Raw genomic sequence first — 20,679 nt, forward strand, 5'->3', positions numbered from 1 at the left:
CGCACCTCCCGGGGAAGCGGCCTGGCCGGCATCGAAGCCGATCTCTCTGGAGCCGCGCGCGCCTCGCGGCGCCGGCAGCCGGCACCGGCCCCCGGCGACGCGACCACCCTGGCCCTGGTCGCCACCAACGCCCGCCTGACGCGCGAGCAGGCCTGCCGCCTGGCGGGAGCTTCGCAGGTGGCCCTGGCGCGCTGCCTTTCCCCCGCGCACACCGCCCATGACGGCGATCTGGTTTATGCGCTGTCCACCGGCGACCTTCCTTCGGAGGACTTGATCCTGGAGGCAATGGCGGTGGAAGCGCTCGGCCGCGCCATCGTCCGGGGCGTGACGCAGCCGCGCGGCCTGGCGGGAATTCCGGCCCGACGCGACCTCCCACCCTGAGGCGCCGGCTCAGAAGCGCTTGAGCTGATCCAGATAACCGCGGAAGTTGCGCCGCAGCTCCTTGAGGCTGTCGCCTCCGAGCTTCTCCAGCAGCGCATCGGCCAGCACGATGGAGAGCATCGCCTCGCCGATCACTCCGGCGGCGGCGATGGCCGTGGTATCGGTGCGCTCCACCGCCGCATCGAAGGAGCGCTTGGTGACAAGATCGACCGAGCGCAGCGAGGTGGGAAGGGTGGAAAGAGGCTTGACGAAGACCCGGGCGCGAATCTCTTCGCCGTTGGTCATGCCGCCCTCCAATCCGCCGGCCCGGTTCGTCTTGCGGTGGAAGACGCGCCGGCGCTTGTTGTAATGGATCTCGTCGTGCACCTCGGATCCGCGGGCGCGCGCGCTGCGGAAGCCGGAACCGATCTCGACCCCCTTCACCGACGGGATCGACATCAGCACCTGCGCGATCCGGCCCGAGAGGCGCGCGTCCCACTGCCGGAAGGCTCCCAGCCCGGGAGGCACGCCGCGCGCCACCACCTGGAAGCTGCCGCCGACCGAGTCGCCGCGCCGCTTGGCCGCGTCGATCTCCCGGATCATCTTCTTCTCGAGCGCCGGATCGGCGCAGCGCAGCGGCGAGCCCTCGCTATCCAGAATTCCTTTCCAGCTCGCCTCCTCGTCGTCGGAAGCGCGCGCCGCGCCCACCGACGTGGTGTGCGAGGCCACCTCGATCCCCATCTGGCCCAGCAGCTCCCGGCAGATCGCCCCGACGCCGACGCGTGCCGCCGTCTCGCGCGCCGAAGCCCTCTCCAGGACGTTGCGCGCGTCGTGCGTGTCGTATTTCAGGGATCCCGCCAGATCGGCATGTCCCGGGCGCGGGCGCGAGACCTGCTTCGCCAGGGCCGCCTGGCGCGGCGCGCGCTCGGGGTCCATGGCCGATTGCCAGTTCGGCCAGTCGCGGTTCTCGATGAGCAGCGCGATCGGGCTTCCCAGGGTCAGGCCGAAGCGGATCCCGGCCAGGATGCGCGCCTTGTCCGATTCGATCTTCATGCGGCCGCCGCGCCCGTATCCCAGCATGCGCCGCGCCAGCTGGCGATCGATGGCGGACGACGAAAGCGGCAACCCGGCGGGCATGCCGTCCAGGATGGCGACCAGCGCCGGACCGTGCGACTCTCCGGCGGTCAGGAATCTCAGCAAGATCTTCTCCTCCTCCGAAGCGCGGCATTATCGTCTCCCGCTTCCGCCGCTGTCAAAAGCGCCCCCCCGGCGCTGCCGCCGGTTGCCGCGCTTCGTCCCGTTCGGCTATATTCGAGTGCCCTCAGGGAGATTCTCTTGAAAGTCCTCAACGCCGAGCAGGCAAAAAGCATCGACGAGAGAGCCACGCGCGAGTTCGGCATCCCGGCGATCGTCCTGATGGAGAACGCCGGCTTGCAGGTGGTCGACTACCTGGAAAGCGAGTTCGACGACCTGGACGAGCGCAGCATCCTGGTCCTGTGCGGCAAGGGCAACAACGGCGGCGACGGGATGGTGGCGGCGAAGCACCTGCACAACCGCGGCTACGGCCCGCGGCTGCTCCTGTTCGGACGGAAGTCCGACACCAAGGACGAGGCGCTGGTCAACCTCAAGATCCTGGAGAAATCGGGCGTCGAGATGCTGGAGATCCCCGACATCCGCGGCTGGCACGACTTCCTGCCGGAGCTGTCGCGCTACGACCTGATCGTCGACGCACTGATCGGCATCGGCGTCAAGGGCGGGGTGCGCGGCTTCCTGGAGGAGGTGATGCGCGACGTGAACAACGCCGACGCCGTGCGCCTGTCGATCGACGTCCCTTCGGGACTCTCGGCCGACACCAACGAGATCCCCGGGGTGTGCATCGACGCCGACGCCACCGTCACCTTCGGCTGCCCGAAGATCCCGCACCTGTTCCTGCCGGCGGAGGAGAAGGCGGGCGAGGTCTACATCGCCGACATCGGGTATCCCGCCGAAGCGGTCGAGGCGGAAGGCGTCTGGCTGAACCTGGCCGATCCGGAAGAGCTGGCCGATTACCTCCCGGAGCGCAAGGTGGAGAGCCACAAAGGAGACTACGGCCACCTGCTGGTGGTGGCCGGGTCGAAAGGGAAGCCGGGAGCCGCGCGCATGGTGGCGGAGGGGGCCTTCCGCGCCGGTGTCGGGCTGGTCACCGTGGCGACGCCGGAGAGCGTCCAGCCGATCCTCGCGCCGCAGGTGATGGAGATGATGACCGAGCCGCTGCTGGAGACGCGCGAAGGAACCGTCTCCTCGAAGGCCGGACCCCGAGTCCTGAAGCTGCTCGACGGGAAGGGAGTCCTGACCCTGGGCCCGGGGCTGACCACTGCCGCCGAGACCCAGTCCTTCATCCGCGAGATGGTGGCCGAGACGCGCGTTCCGCTGATCCTGGACGCCGACGGACTGAACGCCTACCAGGGGCACACCGAGATGCTGAACGGCAAGGACCGCCCCCTCATCCTGACGCCGCATCCGGGGGAGATGGGCCGCCTGGTGGGGATGTCGGCCGAGGCGGTGCAGAAGGACCGCCTCGCCATCTGCCGCAAGTTCGCCCGCGAGCACCACTGCTTCGTGACCTTGAAGGGACACCGGACCCTGATCGCCGATCCCGACGGCAACATCTGGGTGAATCCCACCGGGAATCCGGGGATGGCCACGGCGGGCTCGGGCGACGTGCTCACCGGAATCCTCTCCGGCTTCGTGAGCCAGGGGATCCCGATCCTCCACGCCATCCTCCTCGGCGTCTATCTGCACGGGCTGGCCGCCGACCTGTGCGCGCAGCGGCGCGGCGAGCTGCCGCTGATGGCCCGCGACATCGTCGAGCACCTTCCCGAAGCGATGGGCCGGCTGACGCAGGGGTCGGACGGCTCGTCCTGAGTCAGATACTCCCCGGCGTCCGGCGTCCGATCCGGAGGTCCCCATTCCCGATTCCGCGCTCAACGAAAACCACGTCGTGCACGATGAATCCGCCACGCTGGCGCTCGGTGCTTCCCTGGCCGCCCATCTTTCCGCGGGCGACGTCGTGCTGATGGAAGGAGCGCTCGGGTCGGGGAAGACGGCGCTGGCGCGCGGGATTGCCGCCGGGCTGGGAGTGCTGCCGGAGCAGGTCCACTCCCCCACCTTCACGCTGGTGAACCACTACCTGGGTAGACTGCCCGTGTATCACATCGACCTGTACCGCATCCAGAAGCCCTCGGATCTGCTGGAGCTGGGGCTGGAAGAGCTGCTGGGGACCGACGGCGTGGCGCTGGTGGAATGGCCCGAGCGGCTGGGAAGCTGGCTGCCGGATAAGGTGATCCGGGTGTCGATTCAGGATCGGGGCGGGAGCCTGCGGGAGATCCGCGTCGTGGACCGGCGCGCCGGCGGGAATCAGGATTCGGTGCGGTAGTTGGGGGCTTCCTTGGTGATGACCACGTCGTGGGCGTGCGATTCCTTCAATCCGGCGGCGGTGATGCGCAGGAACCTGGCGTCGCGGCGCAGCGCTTCGATGTCGGGGCAGCCGCAATACCCCATCCCGGAGCGCAGGCCTCCCACGAGCTGCGGCACCAGGGCGGTGAGGCTCCCCTTGTAAGGGACCATTCCCTCGATTCCCTCCGGCACCAGCTTCTGCTCCTCGAACTCGTACTCCTGGAAGTAGCGATCGGCGCTGCCGCGCTTCATGGCGCCGATCGATCCCATGCCGCGATACGACTTGAAGGTGCGCCCCTGATAGAGGATCGTCTCGCCGGGCGATTCCTCCGTGCCCGCGAACAGACTGCCGATCATGACGCTGTGCGCGCCGGCGGCGATCGCCTTGGTGATGTCGCCCGAGAACTTGATGCCACCGTCGGCGATCAGCGGGACGTCGTGGCGCTTCCCCGCCTTGGCGCACTCGGCGATCGCCGTGACCTGCGGGACGCCGACCCCGGTGACCACCCGCGTGGTGCAGATCGAGCCGGGGCCGATCCCGACCTTCACGGCGTCCACCCCGGCGCGGATGAGATCTTCCGCCCCTTCCTCCGTCGCCACGTTCCCCGCCACCAGCTCCACGTCCGGAAGGGCCTTCTTGACGGCGCGCACCGAGTCGAGCACTCCTTTGGAATGGCCGTGCGCCGTGTCGATGACCAGCACGTCGACCTTCGCCTCCACCAGGGCGCGCGCCCGGTTCAGCGCCTCCTCCCCCACGCCGATGGCGGCGCCCACGCGCAGCCGGCCGAGCTGGTCCTTGCAAGCGTTCGGGTACTTGATGTTCTTCTGGATGTCCTTGACGGTGATCAGCCCCTTGAGATGGTAGTCCTTGTCCACCACCAGGAGCTTCTCGATCTTGTGCTGGTGCAGGTGGCGCTTGGCCTCCTCCAGCGTCGTCCCGACCGGGACGGTGACCAGGTTCTTCTTGGTCATCAAATCCGAGATCGGCAGATCGAGGCGGGTCTCGAAGCGCAGGTCGCGGTTGGTCAGGATTCCCACCAGGCGGCCGCCCGCGTCGGTGATCGGTACCCCCGAGATCTTGTACTTGCGCATCACCTCGAGCGCCTCGAAGATGCGGTTCTCGGGATGCATGGTAATCGGATCGACGATCATGCCGCTCTCCGAGCGCTTGACCTTGTCGACCTCCAGGACCTGGTCCTCCACCGTCAGGTTCTTGTGGACGATCCCCAGCCCCCCCTGCTGCGCCATCGCGATCGCCAGGCGCGACTCGGTGACCGTGTCCATGGCAGCGGAAACGATCGGGATGTTCAGGCGGATCCGGCGGGTGAGCCGGGTGCCGGTGTCGGCTCGCGAGGGGAGCACCTCGCTGCCGGCCGGCTTCAGCAGCACGTCGTCGAACGTCAGCCCCTCGGGAATCTGGCCGTCTATCATCGACTCCGCCTTCGGCTTCGTCTTTGTATCATCGTCTCCGGCTTCGCCTCCGACTTTGGTTCATCAGCTCCACCTCATCCGCGCACCCCGTGCACGACCTTTCCCTCCGCGGCCCCGTGGCATTTCTTGTACTTCTTGCCGGAGCCGCATGGACAGGGGTCGTTGCGCCCCACCTTGGTCCCCGCCGCCGCCCGGCGCGGCTCGGCCGCCTCCTTGGCGGGCGCCGAGTAGGTGAGGTCCCGCTCGCGCTTCTCCTGCATCTGCTCGCGCTCCTTCTGGATGACCGGCTCCATCAGGAACAGGAAGCGGACGATGTCGTTCTCGATCCGCTCCTTCATCGCGGAGAACATCTCGAAGGACTCGCGTTTGTACTCGGTGAGGGGATCGCGCTGGCCGTAGCCGCGCAGGCCTATCCCCTCCTTCAGATGGTCCATGTTGAGCAGGTGGTCCTTCCACTGGGTGTCGATCACGTTCAGCATCACCAGCCGCTCGTGCTGGCGCATGATCTCGGGCCCGAGCGCCGCTTCCTTCTCGGCGTAGCGCTTGCCGATGGCTTCCCACAACGCCTTGCGCAGCTCCGCCCGCGACACCGCATGGAAGTCGACTCCGGCCTTGACCGGATCGATGCCGAACTGGCGCTGCATCTGCAGGGTCATCTCGGGGATCGACCACTCTTCCGGATCCACTCCCTCGGGGGCATAGGTGTCGAGAATCCAGTCGAGGATATCCTCCATCTTCGTGGACAGGTACTCGCTCTGTCCTTTCCCTTCCAGCAGCTCGCGGCGCAGCGAGTAGATCTCCACGCGCTGCATGTTCATCACGTCATCGTATTCCAGCAGGTGCTTGCGGATGTCGAAGTTGCGCGCCTCCACCTGCTTCTGGGCCCGCTCGATGGAGCGGGACACCATCGGATGGATGATCGGAACGTCCTCCTCCATCCCCAGCTTCAGCATCAGCCCTTTGAGCCGATCGGAGCCGAAGATGCGCAGCAGGTCGTCCTCCAGGCTCAGGTAGAAGCGCGACGAGCCGGGATCGCCCTGGCGTCCGGCGCGCCCGCGCAGCTGGTTGTCGATGCGCCGCGCCTCGTGGCGCTCCGTCCCCAGGATGTGCAGCCCCCCCAGCACCACCACCCGATCGTGCTCCTCGACGCAGTGCGCTCTGGCCTCCTCCAGCGCGGCCGTCAGCGCGGCTTCCGCCTGCTCGGGGGTCTCGAGCGTCTGGGAGGTCACGGCGCGCTTCGCCTGGAACTCGGGGTTGCCTCCCAGCAGGATGTCGGTGCCGCGGCCCGCCATGTTGGTGGCGATGGTCACTGCGGCGAGCCGGCCGGCTTGCGCTACGATCTCCGCCTCGCGCTCGTGGTACTTGGCGTTGAGCACCACGTGCGGCACTCCTTTGCGCTTGAGCAGCGAAGAGAGATGCTCCGATTTCTCGATCGACACGGTGCCCACCAGGACCGGCTGCCCCTTCTGGTGCAGCTCCTCGATCTCCCCCACCACCGCGCGGTACTTCTCCTCCTCGGTGCGGTAGATCACGTCGGGGTTCTCGACGCGGATGAGATCGCGGTTGGTCGGGACGATCGTCACCTCCAGCTTGTAGATCTTGTCGAACTCCACCGCCTCGGTGTCGGCCGTCCCGGTCATCCCCGAGAGCTTGTCGTACATGCGGAAGTAGTTCTGGAAGGTGATGGTCGCGAGGGTCTGGTTCTCCTTCTCGATCTTGACCTTTTCCTTGGCCTCCACCGCCTGGTGCAGCCCGTCGCTCCAGCGCCGCCCCGGCATCAGGCGGCCGGTGAACTCGTCGACGATGACCACCTGGCCTTCCTTGACCATGTAGTCGACGTCGCGGCGGAACAGGATGTGGGCGCGCAGCGCCTGCTGCACGCAGTGGTTCAGCTCCATGAACTCCGGGTCGTAGAGGTTCGGCACGCCCAGGGCCTTCTCCACCGTCTCGACGCCGGTTTCCGTCAGGTTCACGGTGCGCGCCTTCTCATCGACCTTGAAGTCGTCCTCCTGCTTCAGGCGCGGGATGATGCGGTCCGACTCGTAGTACTTGTCGGTGGACTCGTCCGAGGGGCCGCTGATGATGAGCGGCGTGCGCGCCTCGTCGATCAGGATCGAGTCGACCTCGTCGACGATGGCGAAGACGTGGCCGCGCTGCACGAAGGAGTCGAGCGAATACTTCATGTTGTCGCGCAGGTAGTCGAAGCCGAACTCGTTGTTGGTTCCGTAGGTCACGTCGGCGCCGTAGGCGACCTGGCGCTGGGCGTCGGTCAGCTCGTGCTGGATCACCCCCACCGACAATCCGAGGAAACGGTAGATCCGGCCCATCCAGTCGGCGTCGCGGCGCGCCAGGTAGTCGTTGACGGTGATGATGTGGACGCCTTTCCCCGGCAGCGCGTTGAGGTAGGCGGGCAGGGTGGCGACCAGGGTCTTCCCCTCCCCGGTCTTCATCTCGGCGATCTTGCCCTGGTGCAGGACCATGCCGCCGATCAGCTGCACGTCGAAGTGGCGCATCCCCAGGACGCGCCGTCCCGCCTCGCGAACCACCGCGAAGGCTTCGTGCAGCAGGTCGTCCAGCTCCTCCCCCTGCTCCAATCGGGCGCGGAACTCGGCGGTCTTGGCGCGCAGCTGCTCGTCGCCGAGTCCCTGCAGGGAAGGCTCGAGGGCCCCGATCGCCGCCACGCGGGGCTGGAGCTTCTTCAGCTCGCGCTCGTTCTTGCTGCCGATGACTAGCTTGAGTGCCTGGTCGAGGAACATCCGGCCCCTTTATTTTTCAAGACGATACCGCAGAGGCCGCGGGAGCGTCAAACCGCGGAGGGTGCGCTCAAGGAACGAAAAAAGGGCGGAAGGTGCCGCTTTCCGCCCCGGCTGAAGATACGCTCGTCGTTCAATAGGTCCTGAAATCGTCCAGGATGTAGCGCGTCGGATCCACCGCCCGCTGGTGCACCACCACCTCATAGTGAAGATGCGGGCCGGTGCTCCGCCCGGTGCTCCCCACCATGCCGATCACGTCTCCGCGATGCACCCGCTGCCCCGGCCGCACCATGAACCTCTGCAGGTGGCCGTAGTGGGTCACCATGCCGTAACCATGGGAGATGACCAGGAAATTCCCATATCCTCCCGTGGGGCCCGCCATCGTGACGATGCCGTCCGCCGGGGCCACCACCTTGGTCCCCGGCGCGGCGGCGATGTCCAGCCCCTGGTGGAAATCGCGCTCGCCCGTGAAGGGGTCTTTCCGCCAGCCGTAGCCGTTGCCGTACAGCCCGCGCACCGGAAGGATCGACGGCGTGGAGGCCAGGAAGGCGACCTGCTTCTGAAACGCCGGCTCCATCGCTTCCAGGCTCTGCTGCAGTTCCTGCGATCGACCCTCCAGCACCTTCAGCTCGCGCTGCACGAAGCGCGCCCCGTCGACCGGTCCGAGGTTCTGCAGGCTCAGCCCTCCACCGGCCGGCGTCCTCTGTGACAGCGGCAGCCTGGCCACTCCGAGGACCAGGCCCATCTCGCTGGTGCGCGACTCGAAGTCGGCCATCTTGCGCCGCAGGTCGCTCAGCGCCAGATCGACTTCCTCCGTCGTCTTCTTCAGCTCCTCGTTCTGCCGGGACAGCCGCGAGGTGACCCAGCTCAGGTAGGTGGTGCGCAGGACGAAATGGGGCAACAGAATCCCGGACAGGAGGAGGGCCACGAGGGTCACCCCCATCACCAGGACGAAGTTTCTCGAGACCTTCAGCCGGCGGGACTTCTCGGCCGCGTGAGGCACGATCATGATGGTGTAGAACTTGCGGTTCTTCCCGCTCACGGCGTCCCTCGCGCTAAAAAGGGGGGCATGCTAGCACGCACCCCCCGGAGGGTCAAGGAATTCATTCTCCAGCTACTTCCGCCCGCCGGAATCCATGGGAGATCCATGGCCCGCTTAGACTATATATGCGAAAATAAAATTGACAATATATTCAATTATGATATTTCATATTATTACTGCATTGCGTATTTTCAACCTTCGATGTTTCAGCCACTTGCGGCTCAAGACCCAACCGAAAGTTGCATCTTCATGGCGCTTTGAGGAGAATGCCGCATGCCAAAACCCGCCCGCCCTCCCCTCGACGACTCCCAGATGGCCGGCCAGCTGTTGTTCATCGGCATCGACGGCACCTCGCTGTCGGACGAGCTGGCGCGGCGCCTGCGCTCGGTTTCCCCGGGGGGCATCATCCTGTTCGCCAGAAACCTGGTGGACGGCCAGCAAGTCGCCGCCTTCTGCCGCGAGCTCGACACGCTGCTCCCCGTCCGCCCCTTCCTGGCGATCGATCAGGAGGGAGGCCGGGTGAACCGATTGAAAGGAATCTTTCCCGAGATTCCTCCGAACCTTCACCTGGCGGGACAAGAGGACGCCGAGGAGAGGGTCCGGACCCACGGACGTGAAACCGGCAGGGGGCTGCGCCTGCTCGGATTCAACCTGAACTTCGCCCCCGTCCTCGATCTCTCCACCGCCGAATCTCCCAACGGGATTGGCGACCGCGCCTATGGATCCGACCCGCGGCGCGTGGCACAGCTGGCGGAGATCTTCCTCGACGCCCAGCGGGGGGAGGGGGTACTGGGATGCGGCAAGCATTTCCCGGGTCTGGGGGAAGGAAGGGTCGACTCGCACCTGGATCTGCCGGTGATCACGAAGTCATCTGCCGCCCTGTGGAGCCGTGACCTCGTTCCCTATCGCGAGCTGCGCGACCGGCTGCCGATGATCATGGTCGGGCACGCTTTTTACCCCGATCTTCAGGGCCCCGCGCCGGGTCCCGCAACCCTTTCGGAGCCGGTGGTGCAGCGGCTGCTGCGCGAGCGCATCGGCTACCGCGGCGTGATCCTGACCGATGATCTGGAGATGGGGGCCGTGGATCAGAAAGCCGATCCGGGTGAAGTCGCCTGGCAGGCGCTGCAGGCGGGGAACGACATGATGATGTACTGCAAGTCGTGGGAGCGGATCGAGGCGGCGCATCACTTCCTGCACCGCAAAATCCGCTCCGGCTCGCTGCCCACCCGCAGGCTCAACGCCTCGCTGGAGCGGCTCTTCGATCTCAAGGATGCCCTGGCCTCCGCCGGCGCACCGGCTCCTTTCAGGAGCAGCGCGCTGCAGGAGGTCTGCCAGGTGCTGGGCCGCCTCGATGCGACGGAGAGTTGAGCTTCATTCCTCCAGCGCCGGCTTCCCGGTGAGCCGCCGGAAGATCTCCAGGTAGCGATCGCGCGTGCCCGCCACCACCTCCGGCGGAAGCGTCGGAACCGGAGGCTGCTTGTTCCAGCCGATCCCTTCCAGATAATTCCGCACGTACTGCTTGTCGAACGAATCCTGGCTCCTTCCCGGAGCGTACCCGTCGGCCGGCCAGAAGCGCGAGGAGTCGGGCGTCAGCACTTCGTCCGCCAGGAGGATCGAGCCGTCGACGGTGCCGAACTCGAACTTCGTGTCGGCGATCAGGATGCCGGCCGACTCGGCATGCCGGCTGGCGGCGAGGTAGACCGCCAGGCTCAGCTCCTTCAGGCGGCGGGCCGTGTCGCTTCCCACCAGCTGCTCGAGCTGCGCCATCGAGATGTTCTCGTCGTGGCCGGTCGTCGCCTTCGTGGAGGGGGTGAAGATCGGCTCCGGCAGCTTGCTCGATTCCTTCAGCCCGGCGGGCAGCGGCACGCCGGAGACCGACCGGGTCTTCTGATACTCCTTCCAGCCCGAGCCTGCCAGGTAGCCGCGCACCACGCACTCCGCCGGGAACATCGAGGCCTTGCGCGCCAGCGTCGAGCGGCCCGCCAGGACCGCGGCGTGCGGCCGCAGAGTGGCGGGAAACTCGGTGAAGCGGCCGGTGATCAGGTGATTGGGAACGATCTCGCGGGTCTTCGCGAACCAGAAGAGCGACAGCTGGTTCAGGACCTTCCCTTTGTCCGGGATGCCGTTGGGGAGGACATAGTCGAAGGCCGAGATCCGATCGGTCGAGACGATGAGAAGGTCTCCGCCCACCTGGTAGATGTCGCGCACCTTGCCGCGACTCGCGAGTATCAGGTCGGAAAGATGGGTTTCGAGCACGAACTCCGGCGCCGTCATGAGTGCCTCCGGAAAGGGATGACGATGTGGCAAGAGGCGGCATTCTAGCCGCGCCGGATCGCGGCGTCAACGCTGAGGAAAAGCGGTTTTTCGGTACCGGGCGCGCCGGACGCCCTCAGTGATGGCTTTCGGGGGGATGAATCTTCTTGTTGAGCAGGCGCCGCTCGAACACTCCCAGGATGGTCAGCGTCAGAAAGATCAGGGCGGTCGCGATCAGCGCCAGGACGTAGTGTGCCAATCCGACCAGCAATCCGACCGATGCCACCGACCAGATGAGCGCCGCCGTGGTCAATCCGGCGATCTGGCCGCGCGACTGGATGATGGTTCCCGCTCCCAGAAAGCCGATGCCGGTCACCACCTGGGCCGCCACCCGGCCCGGATCGCCCGGCCTTCCCTCTCCGGCGACGGCGGCCGCAAGCAGAGAAACCTCCATGAAATAGCAGGAGCCGAGGCAGATCAGGATGTTCGTCCGGAAGCCGGCGGATTTGCGCTTCAGCTCCCGCTCGACGCCGATGATGCCGCCGCACACGATGGCCAGCGCCGACTTCAGCAGAAAGCCGTTCAGAAGGTGCAGCTCGTTCGTCAGTTCGGGGATCATCGGGTTCGCCACCTGTCCGTCGGCGTGAATCTAGTGCCGCCGGTGCCCCCCGGCAAGGCGGTGTTTCGACTCCGGAATCCCTTCCGCGCGGTTTCCCCGGCAGCCCTACTCCTCCGGAGCGGCGGGCACGAAGGGATGGGCAATCCCCTCGCGGGCCGCCTCGAGGGAGGTGGTCAGCCGCCCTTCGAGGCGCACCTCGCTGCGCTCGTCGAGCGACTGCGCGCTGCGGTAGTGGGCCAGCGCCTCGTCACGCTTTCCCTGCCGGTCGAGGATCTGGCCGGCCCAGACATGGCTCCAGGCGAGCTCCATCCGCCGGGTCCGGTCGCCCATGCGGATGACCTGTTCGTACTGCTCCAGCGCCTGCGCCAGCTTTCCCTGGACGTGCAACGCCTGCGCCAGCCAGAAGCGCGCCTCCAGGTCCGCCGGGTCCAGCTCCACGGCGGCCGAGAGCTCCTGCTCCGCTTCCGCGTTCTTCGCGGAGGTCAGCATCGACCGTCCGAGCGCGACGCGGTAGGGCACCGTCTCTTCCACCACCACCTTGCGTACCAGGTCGCGCGGCACCCGCGAGCCGCGGGCCCGCGACAGGTATTCCTTCCACTCCGATTCCGCCTGCCGCAGGCTCCGTCCGTAGATCTTCTCGAAGCTGGCCAGGTTCTCTTCGTGCACCGCCGCGTCGGGGCTGTTGACCAGCTGCGCATAGGCCTGCCGGAGCTTCGGCCAGCCATAGGTCGCCTCGAGATAGTCGGTGAAGCAGGCCGCCTCCGGATAGGCGATGCGCGGCCGCGTCAGGTCCTCTCCGAAGCTGGTGTCCTCCATCAGATCCCCGAGCGGGATCAGCGCCCCCTCGCGCAGGAAGCCGCGGCACCAGTCGGTGGGCGTGGCGCGATACTTGCCGGCGTTGTCGAAGCTCTTCTCGCGCGCGGTAGCCAGCCCTTCGGCGAACAGCACCGGCGGCATGCCGATGCGCGAGGCCGCCAGGTGCACCAGCTCGTGCCAGGGATCGATCTTGCGCCGCGGACCGTAGACCTCGACGATCGTCCGGCCGTAGGTCCAGCCGTCGGCCCGGTGGCCCGTCAGCTTGCGCGCGGTCTCGGCGTCCGGGTAGAAGAAGAACACGGTCTTTCCCGGCAGCTTCACGTCGAAATCCTTGAGCAGCTTCGCCAGGATCTTCTCGCGCTGCGGGACGATCGTCTCGAGCGCCTTCTCCGCCTCGGAGCCGGGAAAGTAGTAGAAGACGAAAGAAGGGCTCTCGCGGACCAGGAACGACGGGTAGACGCGCCCCTCCCATTCCACCCCGGTGGTCCCCAGGCGCGAAGGCTGCAGCAGGTAGTCGCCCCGGTAGGGGGGCTCGAAATGGAATTCGCGAGCCTCGCGGTGCACGACCCCTTCGCCCCCGGAAGCTTCCAGCTCCACGCGCAGAGCTCCATGGTCGGGGCGCACGAAGAAATCGACGCTGAACTCACCCGATTGCGCCGGCGGCAGGAGGACCGGGTAGCCCACCTCCCAGAACACCCCGGACGCGGAATCGGCGTAATAGGTCCGCACCCGAAGGACCAGGCTCGTGGCGGTGGAGGCTCCGTTGCGGTAATCGAGCTTGAGGGTGTTCCTCCCCCAGGCCACCCGGCCGAAGCGGGCCGGCTGCAGCACGATCGCGGGAGGGGCCTCGGCGTCCTCGGTGGGAGAACCCGGTGCGGGGGCGAGCAGGAGGAGCGCCACGGCGAGAAGCGGAATCATGGATCCAGGCGCGATTTTAGCACGCCGTCGTGCCGTGCCCCGATCAGGAAGGTGGCGCGGCGCCGTCGGGCCCCATCGTCGGAGGGCGCGGCGAGGCGGGAGCGGTCGGAGTGCTTTCCTTCTGGGCGGGGTCCACCGACACGATGTAGGCCACTGGAGCATCGAAGCGCCCGAGCGCGTCCTTGAGGACCGTTCCTTCGGCCCAAGGGAACTCCTGCGCCAGGGTGGTGAACAGCGGGAAGAACTTCCGGTGGTTCTCGAGGACGAACTCCTGCTTCCCCAGGGCGCGCCGGACGCGCGCCATGTCGAGCGTCGCGGGATCGTCGTGCAGGACCACGAACTGCTGCCGGGTAAAGGTGAGGAAGCGCAGCGCCTCGGGCTGCTCGCTGGCGAAGACGTGCACCGGATGATCGGGGGCCCGGCTGGCGGCGTACAGCCCCATGATGGTCTGCGGCGCCGCGTAGTAGAACATCGCCTTGGGGCTGCGGCCGGCGCGCAGGAAGTACTGCTCGACGCTCGCTCCCGCCGCGAGCGCGAGGACACCTGCCGTCACCGCGAGGCGCACCACCGGGCGCGTTCCGCAGCAGCGCAGCGTGATCTCATCCAGGCCGATTGCCCCCATGAAGCAGAGCAGCGGCACCAGCCCGATCAGCCTCGTCAGGCTGGGACCGGCCAGTCCCACTCCCGCCACGATCGCCGCGTAGAGGAGCAGGATCATCCCCTCCCCTTCGCCCCGCCTCCGCACGAAGCGGGCCGCCACGGCCACCATCCCCAGGGCCATCAGGGCCGCGGCGACGGCCGTCTCGGGCGCGCGCCCGACGGCGGCGTAGACCAGGCTCACGCCGTCGCCGAAGAACCAGCGCGATTGCATCACTCCGAAGCGGGCCGGGTAGAAGGCCGGCATCAGCAGGGAATAGAGCAGGTTCGCGGGAATCGACGCGTCGGGAGTCTGCGCCAGGACATAGGAGCCGCGCGCCAGAAATCCTGCGGGATCGCGCGCGGCGACCAGCAGCTGTGGCACCATCAGTGCCACGAAAGGGATCCCTGCCGCGGCGATCTCCTTCCAGCGCAGCGGCGGGCGCTTCAGGAGAAAGCGACGCACCGCCAGATGGGCGAGCAGCGCCACCGGGACGACCCGGAAGCTGGTGTAGCTGTTCATCCCCGCGGCCAGGAAGATGCCCGTCAGCGCGAAATAGAGCAGTCGGCGCTCGCGCAGGGCGCGGTGAAAGCTCCATAGTGCTCCCAGGAGAAAAACCGGAAGGATGATGTTGCGCAGCCCCGTGCGGCTATAGAGCAGGTGCCAGCTCGACACGGCCATCAGGAACGATGTGATGAGCCCCGTGCGCCGCGAGAACATCTCGCTCCCCGCGACGTAGGCCAGCAGCACCGCGGCCATGCCGCACAGGAACGACAGCAGCCGCAGGCTGGCGATTCCCGGTCCCGCGACGCTGAACAGCGGCATGAGCAGGAGATGGAACAGCGTCTCGCGCGACAATCCGATGCTGGAAAAGGGAGTGATGGCTTCCCCTGCCAGGAACCGGCAGGCGATCAGTCCCTCGATCCCCTCGTCGTTGTTCAGGCCCCACGGGATCGCGCCAATCTGCACGCGGCGCATCAGGAATGCCACGACCAGGATGCCACACAGCAGCAGCGCCGCCTGCCGGCGCGAGGGCTCCTGCGAGACAGGGTCGGCCGGCGCCGCCTCGCGCACCGCCACGGCAACCATCAGCGCCATCCCCGCCAGGACGAGCGCGCCCCCAATCGCCTTCCAGGCCGAAAGGGAGATGACGATCTCCCCCGCCAGCGCCAGCAGCGCCGCCGCCGCGCAGAGGCGCGCCGCGCTCATCGCACGTAACCCAGCGAGCGCAGCCGTTCGCGCGCCGCCTCGGTGAGCTCAGCGGCTTCCTCCGGCGAAGCCCCCGGAGTGCGCCACAGGAAGAAGCCGATTTCCTTGCCGGTATGGAATTCGGGACGCAACGTGAGATCACGTGGCGGGGGGCCCGCGAAGCTGAAGGGGGATTGCGGCGGATGCAGTCGTGAGGATCCGGCGAAGACCATGGCGGAATCCTCCTTGCCGTCCACCGCGAGGGCGAAGCCGACGCGGGCGTCTGGCGGCTCCACGGAAAAGGACAGCCCGCCTCCCGAGTCGACCCCCTCCAGGTCGAAGTCGATGCGCTTGCCGCGCGTGACCCGGTGGCGTCCCACCTGAGGGAAAAGAGGAACCACCCCGGTGATCTGGCCGTCGGTTTCCAGCGATCCGGAGAAGCGGTGCGGCTTGCCGTCGGAGCTCCAGCGCACGCTCCAGCCGCCGGGCAGCACCTCCACCTTGTCGAACAGCGCGCGCTCGAGGGCCAGCGCCTGCTCTCCCTGCCGGGCCCAGAGATTGGTCTGCTCCCCGGGGTCCTGCGCCAGGGAATACAGCTCCCGGCCGTTGTTCTCAAGGCTGACGATCAGCTTGGCGTCAGGCAGGCGGTACGACTTGCGATAGGCGTCGAAGCGGATCGTCTCGCTCACCGCCGCGCGGGCGGGAGCGCTCTGGCCCGCCAGCAAGGGGGCGAGCGAAGTGCCGTCGACGCCGCGCGGCGGCGGCACCTCCGCCAACACGCAGAGGGTCGGCATCAGATCCACGGAGCTGACCTGCGCGCCGATTTTGCGAGGCTGCGCGGCGCGCGAATCGGCCACGATCAAGGGCACCCGCACGACCTCGTCGTAGAGGTTCCTGCCATGCCCCAGCGAGCGATGCTCCTTGAACTCCTCGCCATGGTCCGCCACCAGCGTGACCACACGTGCCCGATTCCCCCGGACCCGCTCCAGCGAGTCGAGCAGCCGTCCGATCTCGGCGTCGGTGTAGGCGATCTCGCCGTCGTACAGGTCGCGCAGGTGCTGCAGGTCGGCCTCCGATAAATCCTTGTCCGGCCGTGCGTACTCGGAAAAGCTGGAGTACTTGCCGCTGATGCTCCCGGAATATGGAGTGGCGAAGCGCTCCGCGTACGGGGCCGGAGGATCGTAATCCCAGTGAGGATCGAAGTAATGGGCCAGCAGGAACAGCGGCTTGTCGCCCGCCTCCTGGGCCAGGCGCAGCGCGGCATCGGTGACCGCGGAGGCGTGCGGCTCCAGAGAGGCCTCGAAGCGATACCCTTGCGACAATCCGAAATCCTCGAAGCGATCGAACCCGCGGTCGAAGCCGAACGGACGCCCCACGTAGATGTGGCTCACCACCGCGGCGGTGGCGTAGCCGGAGCCGCGCAGCACCTCGGGGAGAGTCGGAATCCCCGCCGACAGCTTCAATCCGTCGTTCTCGAGACGATGATGCGAGGGAAGCCGTCCCGTCAGGATCGACATGGACGAAGGCAGGGTCCAGGGAGCGGCGCTGATCGCCTGCTCGAACAGCACGCCGCGCGCGGCCAGCGCATCCAGCGCCGGCGAGGTCTCGCGGGGATAGCCGTAGGCGTGCAGGTGATCGGCGCGCAGCGTATCCACCAGGATCAGGATCAGATCGGGGCGCTTGTCTGCCTTGCTCCGGCACCCGGCGAGGGACAGCAATGCCATCGCAAAGAAAAGCGCGCGCGCGATCAGGAGAACGGCGCCGCGGCCCCCGGTGTTACGCGCGCGAGGAGTGTTGCGTATCGGAAATGCTGTTAGCACCGAGGCCGTCGACCCGCCCGGATTGCAAGGCGCGTCGAAGCGCCGCGTACCCAAGCGGTACGCAAACGAGACGCAACGCCGCAAGCCGGGATGGATCGACGGCCGAATGCAACGGGATTTCCGATGCGCGACACTACGAGCGACCATCGAAGGCGATCCGGCCGCCCACCATCGTCAGCACGGGAGCGCCGCGCAGCTTCCATCCCTGATACGGGGCGTTGCGGCTCTTCGACCGGAACCCACCCTGATCCACCGAGACGCTCTTCTCAAGGTCCAGGACGGTGATGTCGGCGGGCACCCCGGCGGCCAGCGTGCCGCGCTCGAGTCCGAGGATGCGCGCCGGAGAGGTCGTGTAGAGCCCGACCAGCCGGGTCAGGTCCAACAGCCCGGCATGGAACAGCCGGTCCAGCGCCAGCGACACCGACGTCTCCAGCCCCAGGATTCCGAAGGGTGCCTGGTCGAACTCCATCTCCTTCTCGATCCGGTTGTGCGGCGCATGGTCCGAGGCGATCGCGTCGACCGTGCCGTCGGCGAGGCCCTGCAGCATCGCCTGACGGTCGCTTTCCTCGCGCAGCGGCGGGTTCATCTTGGTGTTGGTGTCATAGTGGCTCTCCGCCACGGCGGCGTCGGTCAGGCTGAAGTGATGCGGCGTCACCTCGCAGGTGACGGCAATTCCCCGGGCCTTCGCCTCGCGCACCTTCTCCAGGCTGCGGCGCGTCGACAGATGGGCGATGTGGATGCGGCCGCCGGTCATCTCCGCCAGAATCAGATCGCGCGCCACCAGGATTTCCTCGGAGGCCGCCGGCGCCCCCTTCAGGCCCAGCAGCGTGGAATGGAACCCCTCGTGCATGACGCCGCCGCAGGAGAGCGAGCGCTCTTCGCAGTGGTCGATCACCGGGATGCCGAAGATGCGGGTGTACTCGAGGGCCATGCGCATCAGGTGCGCCGAGGCGACCGGATGGCCGTCGTCGGAGATCGCCACGATGCCGCTTTTCACCATGTCGCCGATCTCGGCCAGCTCCTCCCCTTTCCCCTGCTTGCTGACGCAGCCGATCGGGTAGACGTTGACCGGGCAGCGGCTGCGGGCCTGCGACACGATGTACTCGGTGACGCTCTGGCTGTCATTCCAGGGATCGGTGTTCGGCATGACGGCAATCGATGTGAAGCCGCCGGCCGCGGCCGCCGCGCCGCCGCTCTCCATCGTCTCCTCGTCCTCGCGCCCCGGCTCGCGCAGGTGCACGTGCATGTCGATGAACCCGGGCGCCACGACCTTCCCCTTCAGGTCCAGCACGCGCGAGTTGTCGGCCGGGATCGACTCCCCCACCCGGACGATCTTGCCGTCGCGCACCAGGACGTCGCGCACGGCGTCCAGCCGGGCCGCGGGGTCCACCACGCGCCCTCCCTTAAGAAGCCAGTTCACTGCCCGCTCCTCCCGACAGCAGGTAGAGGACCGCCATCCTCACCGCCACCCCGTTGGTGACCTGGTCCAGGATGACCGAGGTGGGGCCGTCGGCCACCTCGGCGGCGATCTCGACGCCGCGGTTGATCGGCCCCGGATGCATCACGATGACGTCCTTCCGGGCCAGACGGACGCGCTCCTCGGTGAGTCCGTAGAGGTTGAAGTACTCGCGCACCGAGGGAAAAGCCCCCCGCACCATGCGCTCGCGCTGCACCCGCAGCATCATGATCACGTCGGCCCCTTCCAGCGCCGTTTCCATGCGCGTGACCACCTTCACTCCCAGCCGATCCAGCCCTGGCGGGATAAGGGTGGGCGGGCCGCTCACATGCACCTCCGCCCCCACCTTTCCGAGCAGGAAGATGTTGGAGCGCACCACCCTGCTGTGCAGCAGGTCCCCGACGATGGCGACCTTCAGTCCCGCCAGCTTTCCCTTCTTCTGGCGCATGGTGAAGGCGTCCAGCAGCGCCTGGGTCGGGTGCTCGTGCGCCCCGTCGCCGGCGTTGACGATGATCGAGCGGCAGGCGCGCGCCAGCATGTGCGGCGCCCCGGCGGCGCTGTGACGGACGACGATCATGTCGGGCGCCATCGCCTCGAGGTTGCGTGCCGTGTCGAGGAGCGACTCTCCCTTGGAGACGCTGCTGCCGGAAACGCTGAAGTTGAGCGAGTCGGCCGACAGACGCTTCTCGGCGATCTCGAAGGAGGAGCGGGTGCGCGTCGAGGGCTCCATGAAGAGGTTGACGATGGTCCGCCCGCGCAGGGTCGGCACCTTCTTGATGGGGCGCGTGGAGATTTCCAGGAACGACTCGGCGGTGTCGAGGATCAGACCGATCTCGCCGGCGTCCAGCGGCTCGATGCCGAGGAGGTGGCGGTGGCGCAGGCGGACGCCGGGCTCCGGGGTCATGCCTTTTTCTTCTCCTTCTCGGCAGCGCGTTCCTCGGTGCGGCGGCTGGTGGTGCCTGGCCGCACGATGTGCACCTCGTCGCGCCCGTCTTCTTCTTTGAGGTGCACTTCGACGGTTTCATCACGCGCCGTGGGGAGGTTCTTGCCGACATAATCGGCCCGGATCGGCAGCTCGCGATGTCCGCGGTCCACCAGGACCGCCAGCTGGATGCTGCTGGGACGGCCGAAGTCGATGATCCCGTCCAGAGCGGCGCGGATCGTCCTGCCGGTGAACAGAACGTCGTCTACCAGGATGATCTTCTTCCCGTCAATCGGGAAGTGAATGAGGGTAGCCTTGAGCAGGGCATGGGGCCCGACCGTGGTGGCGTCATCCCGGTAGAGCGTGATGTCCAGGACGCCCACCGGAATCTCGAGCTTCTCGATGTCCTTGATACGGGCCGCCAGCCTCTCCGCCAGCGGCACGCCGCGCGTCCGGATCCCCACCAGGACGAGGTCCTCCAGGTCGCGGTTCTTCTCCAGGATCTCATGGGCCATGCGGGTGAGCGTCCGGTCGATCTTGACCTCGTCCATCACGAGGGCGTCATTGTTCGCAGGCATCGGCTTCCCTTCTTCCGTTTTCGGGCAAAAAAAAAGCCCGCCGCAGGGGCTGGGGCTGTTGGGGGCGGACGCTTCTCATCGCGGAAACCTTTCTGACCTCGCCGGATCAGATTCAAGGTGAATCGCCGGCTATCTTAGCATGCGGGCCGGTCCTGTCAAGGGGAGGTCTTTGGCGCCGCCGCCACCGACAGGCGGCTTCCTTCATAGGACGGAATCAGGAGAATGGGCCGCGACGCGATGAACTCGTCGCGGAACATGCGGGTCAGCGGGTGTCCGTCCATGTCCATCCCGATCGCCAGCCGGTAGTGGTACAGCAGTGTCGGAGCGAGATCCAGGATGGAGGCTTTGCCCAAAGGCTTGCCGTGCAGCACGCCCGATCCGGCGGCGATCAGCAGCCCGTCGGGCGCCCTCCCATGATAGCCCGACTCGAAACGGTCCCCCTCCAGCGCCA

Annotated in this window: 17 protein-coding genes; 4 read left to right on the top strand and 13 right to left on the bottom strand. The window is 67.2% G+C overall.

The window, feature by feature from the left end:
* Positions 1-381 (top strand): P1 family peptidase (locus tag VFW45_15700; GenBank protein ID HEU5182229.1); only part of this gene is annotated, 381 nt, incomplete at its 5' end.
* A 9-nt stretch (positions 382-390) separates the two neighbouring features.
* On the opposite strand, the gene aroC is transcribed toward VFW45_15700, so the two are convergent.
* Positions 391-1,560 (bottom strand): chorismate synthase, encoded by a 1,170-nt coding sequence (gene aroC / locus VFW45_15705; protein HEU5182230.1) that lies wholly within the window; start codon positions 1,558-1,560, stop codon positions 391-393.
* Positions 1,561-1,695: 135 nt separating this feature from the next.
* On the opposite strand from aroC, the gene VFW45_15710 reads away from it, so the two are divergent.
* On the top strand, positions 1,696-3,264 hold the full coding sequence (locus VFW45_15710; protein ID HEU5182231.1) for an NAD(P)H-hydrate dehydratase: 1,569 nt from the start codon (positions 1,696-1,698) through the stop codon (positions 3,262-3,264).
* Positions 3,265-3,340: 76 nt separating this feature from the next.
* Positions 3,341-3,775: a tRNA (adenosine(37)-N6)-threonylcarbamoyltransferase complex ATPase subunit type 1 TsaE gene (tsaE, locus tag VFW45_15715; protein HEU5182232.1), complete on the top strand. Its 435-nt coding sequence runs from the start codon at positions 3,341-3,343 to the stop codon at positions 3,773-3,775.
* Here the strand turns inward: tsaE and guaB are convergent.
* From guaB to VFW45_15730, 3 genes are all read right to left on the bottom strand, one after another.
* The gene (guaB, locus tag VFW45_15720; GenBank protein ID HEU5182233.1) at positions 3,757-5,226 is read right to left on the bottom strand and encodes an IMP dehydrogenase; all 1,470 of its coding nucleotides are present in this window, start codon (positions 5,224-5,226) and stop codon (positions 3,757-3,759) included. The two genes, tsaE and guaB, sit on opposite strands and share 19 nt — an antisense overlap.
* Before the next feature lie 74 nt (positions 5,227-5,300).
* Positions 5,301-7,982 carry a preprotein translocase subunit SecA gene (gene secA, locus VFW45_15725; GenBank protein HEU5182234.1) on the bottom strand — a complete coding sequence of 894 codons (2,682 nt, stop codon included), beginning with the start codon at positions 7,980-7,982 and terminating at the stop codon, positions 5,301-5,303.
* Between the two features lie 130 nt (positions 7,983-8,112).
* Positions 8,113-9,021, bottom strand: a complete 909-nt coding sequence (locus VFW45_15730) for a M23 family metallopeptidase (GenBank protein HEU5182235.1) — start codon at positions 9,019-9,021, stop codon at positions 8,113-8,115.
* A gap of 273 nt (positions 9,022-9,294) precedes the next feature.
* On the opposite strand from VFW45_15730, the gene nagZ reads away from it, so the two are divergent.
* Complete coding sequence (gene nagZ / locus VFW45_15735; GenBank protein HEU5182236.1) at positions 9,295-10,389, top strand: beta-N-acetylhexosaminidase; 1,095 nt, start codon at positions 9,295-9,297, stop codon at positions 10,387-10,389.
* Positions 10,390-10,392: 3 nt separating this feature from the next.
* Here the strand turns inward: nagZ and VFW45_15740 are convergent, their stop codons facing one another.
* The 9 genes from VFW45_15740 to VFW45_15780 form a co-directional block, all read right to left on the bottom strand.
* Positions 10,393-11,295 (bottom strand): phosphoribosylaminoimidazolesuccinocarboxamide synthase, encoded by a 903-nt coding sequence (locus VFW45_15740; GenBank protein HEU5182237.1) that lies wholly within the window; start codon positions 11,293-11,295, stop codon positions 10,393-10,395.
* 115 nt (positions 11,296-11,410) lie between these two features.
* Entirely contained in the window at positions 11,411-11,893 is a 483-nt protein-coding gene (locus VFW45_15745; protein HEU5182238.1) for an MgtC/SapB family protein, read from the bottom strand.
* Positions 11,894-11,998: 105 nt separating this feature from the next.
* The gene (locus VFW45_15750; protein HEU5182239.1) at positions 11,999-13,627 is read right to left on the bottom strand and encodes a tetratricopeptide repeat protein; all 1,629 of its coding nucleotides are present in this window, start codon (positions 13,625-13,627) and stop codon (positions 11,999-12,001) included.
* Between the two features lie 43 nt (positions 13,628-13,670).
* Positions 13,671-15,473 (bottom strand): glycosyltransferase family 39 protein, encoded by a 1,803-nt coding sequence (locus tag VFW45_15755; protein ID HEU5182240.1) that lies wholly within the window; start codon positions 15,471-15,473, stop codon positions 13,671-13,673.
* Positions 15,470-17,176: a sulfatase gene (locus VFW45_15760; protein HEU5182241.1), complete on the bottom strand. Its 1,707-nt coding sequence runs from the start codon at positions 17,174-17,176 to the stop codon at positions 15,470-15,472. The genes VFW45_15755 and VFW45_15760 overlap by 4 nt, the downstream gene beginning before the upstream one ends.
* Positions 17,177-17,405: 229 nt before the next feature.
* Positions 17,406-18,692, bottom strand: a complete 1,287-nt coding sequence (locus VFW45_15765; GenBank protein ID HEU5182242.1) for a dihydroorotase — start codon at positions 18,690-18,692, stop codon at positions 17,406-17,408.
* Positions 18,676-19,632, bottom strand: coding sequence for an aspartate carbamoyltransferase catalytic subunit (locus VFW45_15770; GenBank protein ID HEU5182243.1), 957 nt, complete (start codon positions 19,630-19,632; stop codon positions 18,676-18,678). The genes VFW45_15765 and VFW45_15770 overlap by 17 nt, the downstream gene beginning before the upstream one ends.
* Positions 19,629-20,228, bottom strand: a complete 600-nt coding sequence (pyrR, locus tag VFW45_15775) for a bifunctional pyr operon transcriptional regulator/uracil phosphoribosyltransferase PyrR (GenBank protein HEU5182244.1) — start codon at positions 20,226-20,228, stop codon at positions 19,629-19,631. The genes VFW45_15770 and pyrR overlap by 4 nt, the downstream gene beginning before the upstream one ends.
* Before the next feature lie 155 nt (positions 20,229-20,383).
* A partial coding sequence (locus VFW45_15780; GenBank protein ID HEU5182245.1) for a hypothetical protein occupies positions 20,384-20,679 on the bottom strand: 296 nt, incomplete at its 5' end.

Source organism: Candidatus Polarisedimenticolia bacterium (assembly GCA_035764505.1).
Classification (GTDB): Bacteria; Acidobacteriota; Polarisedimenticolia; order Gp22-AA2; family AA152; genus AA152.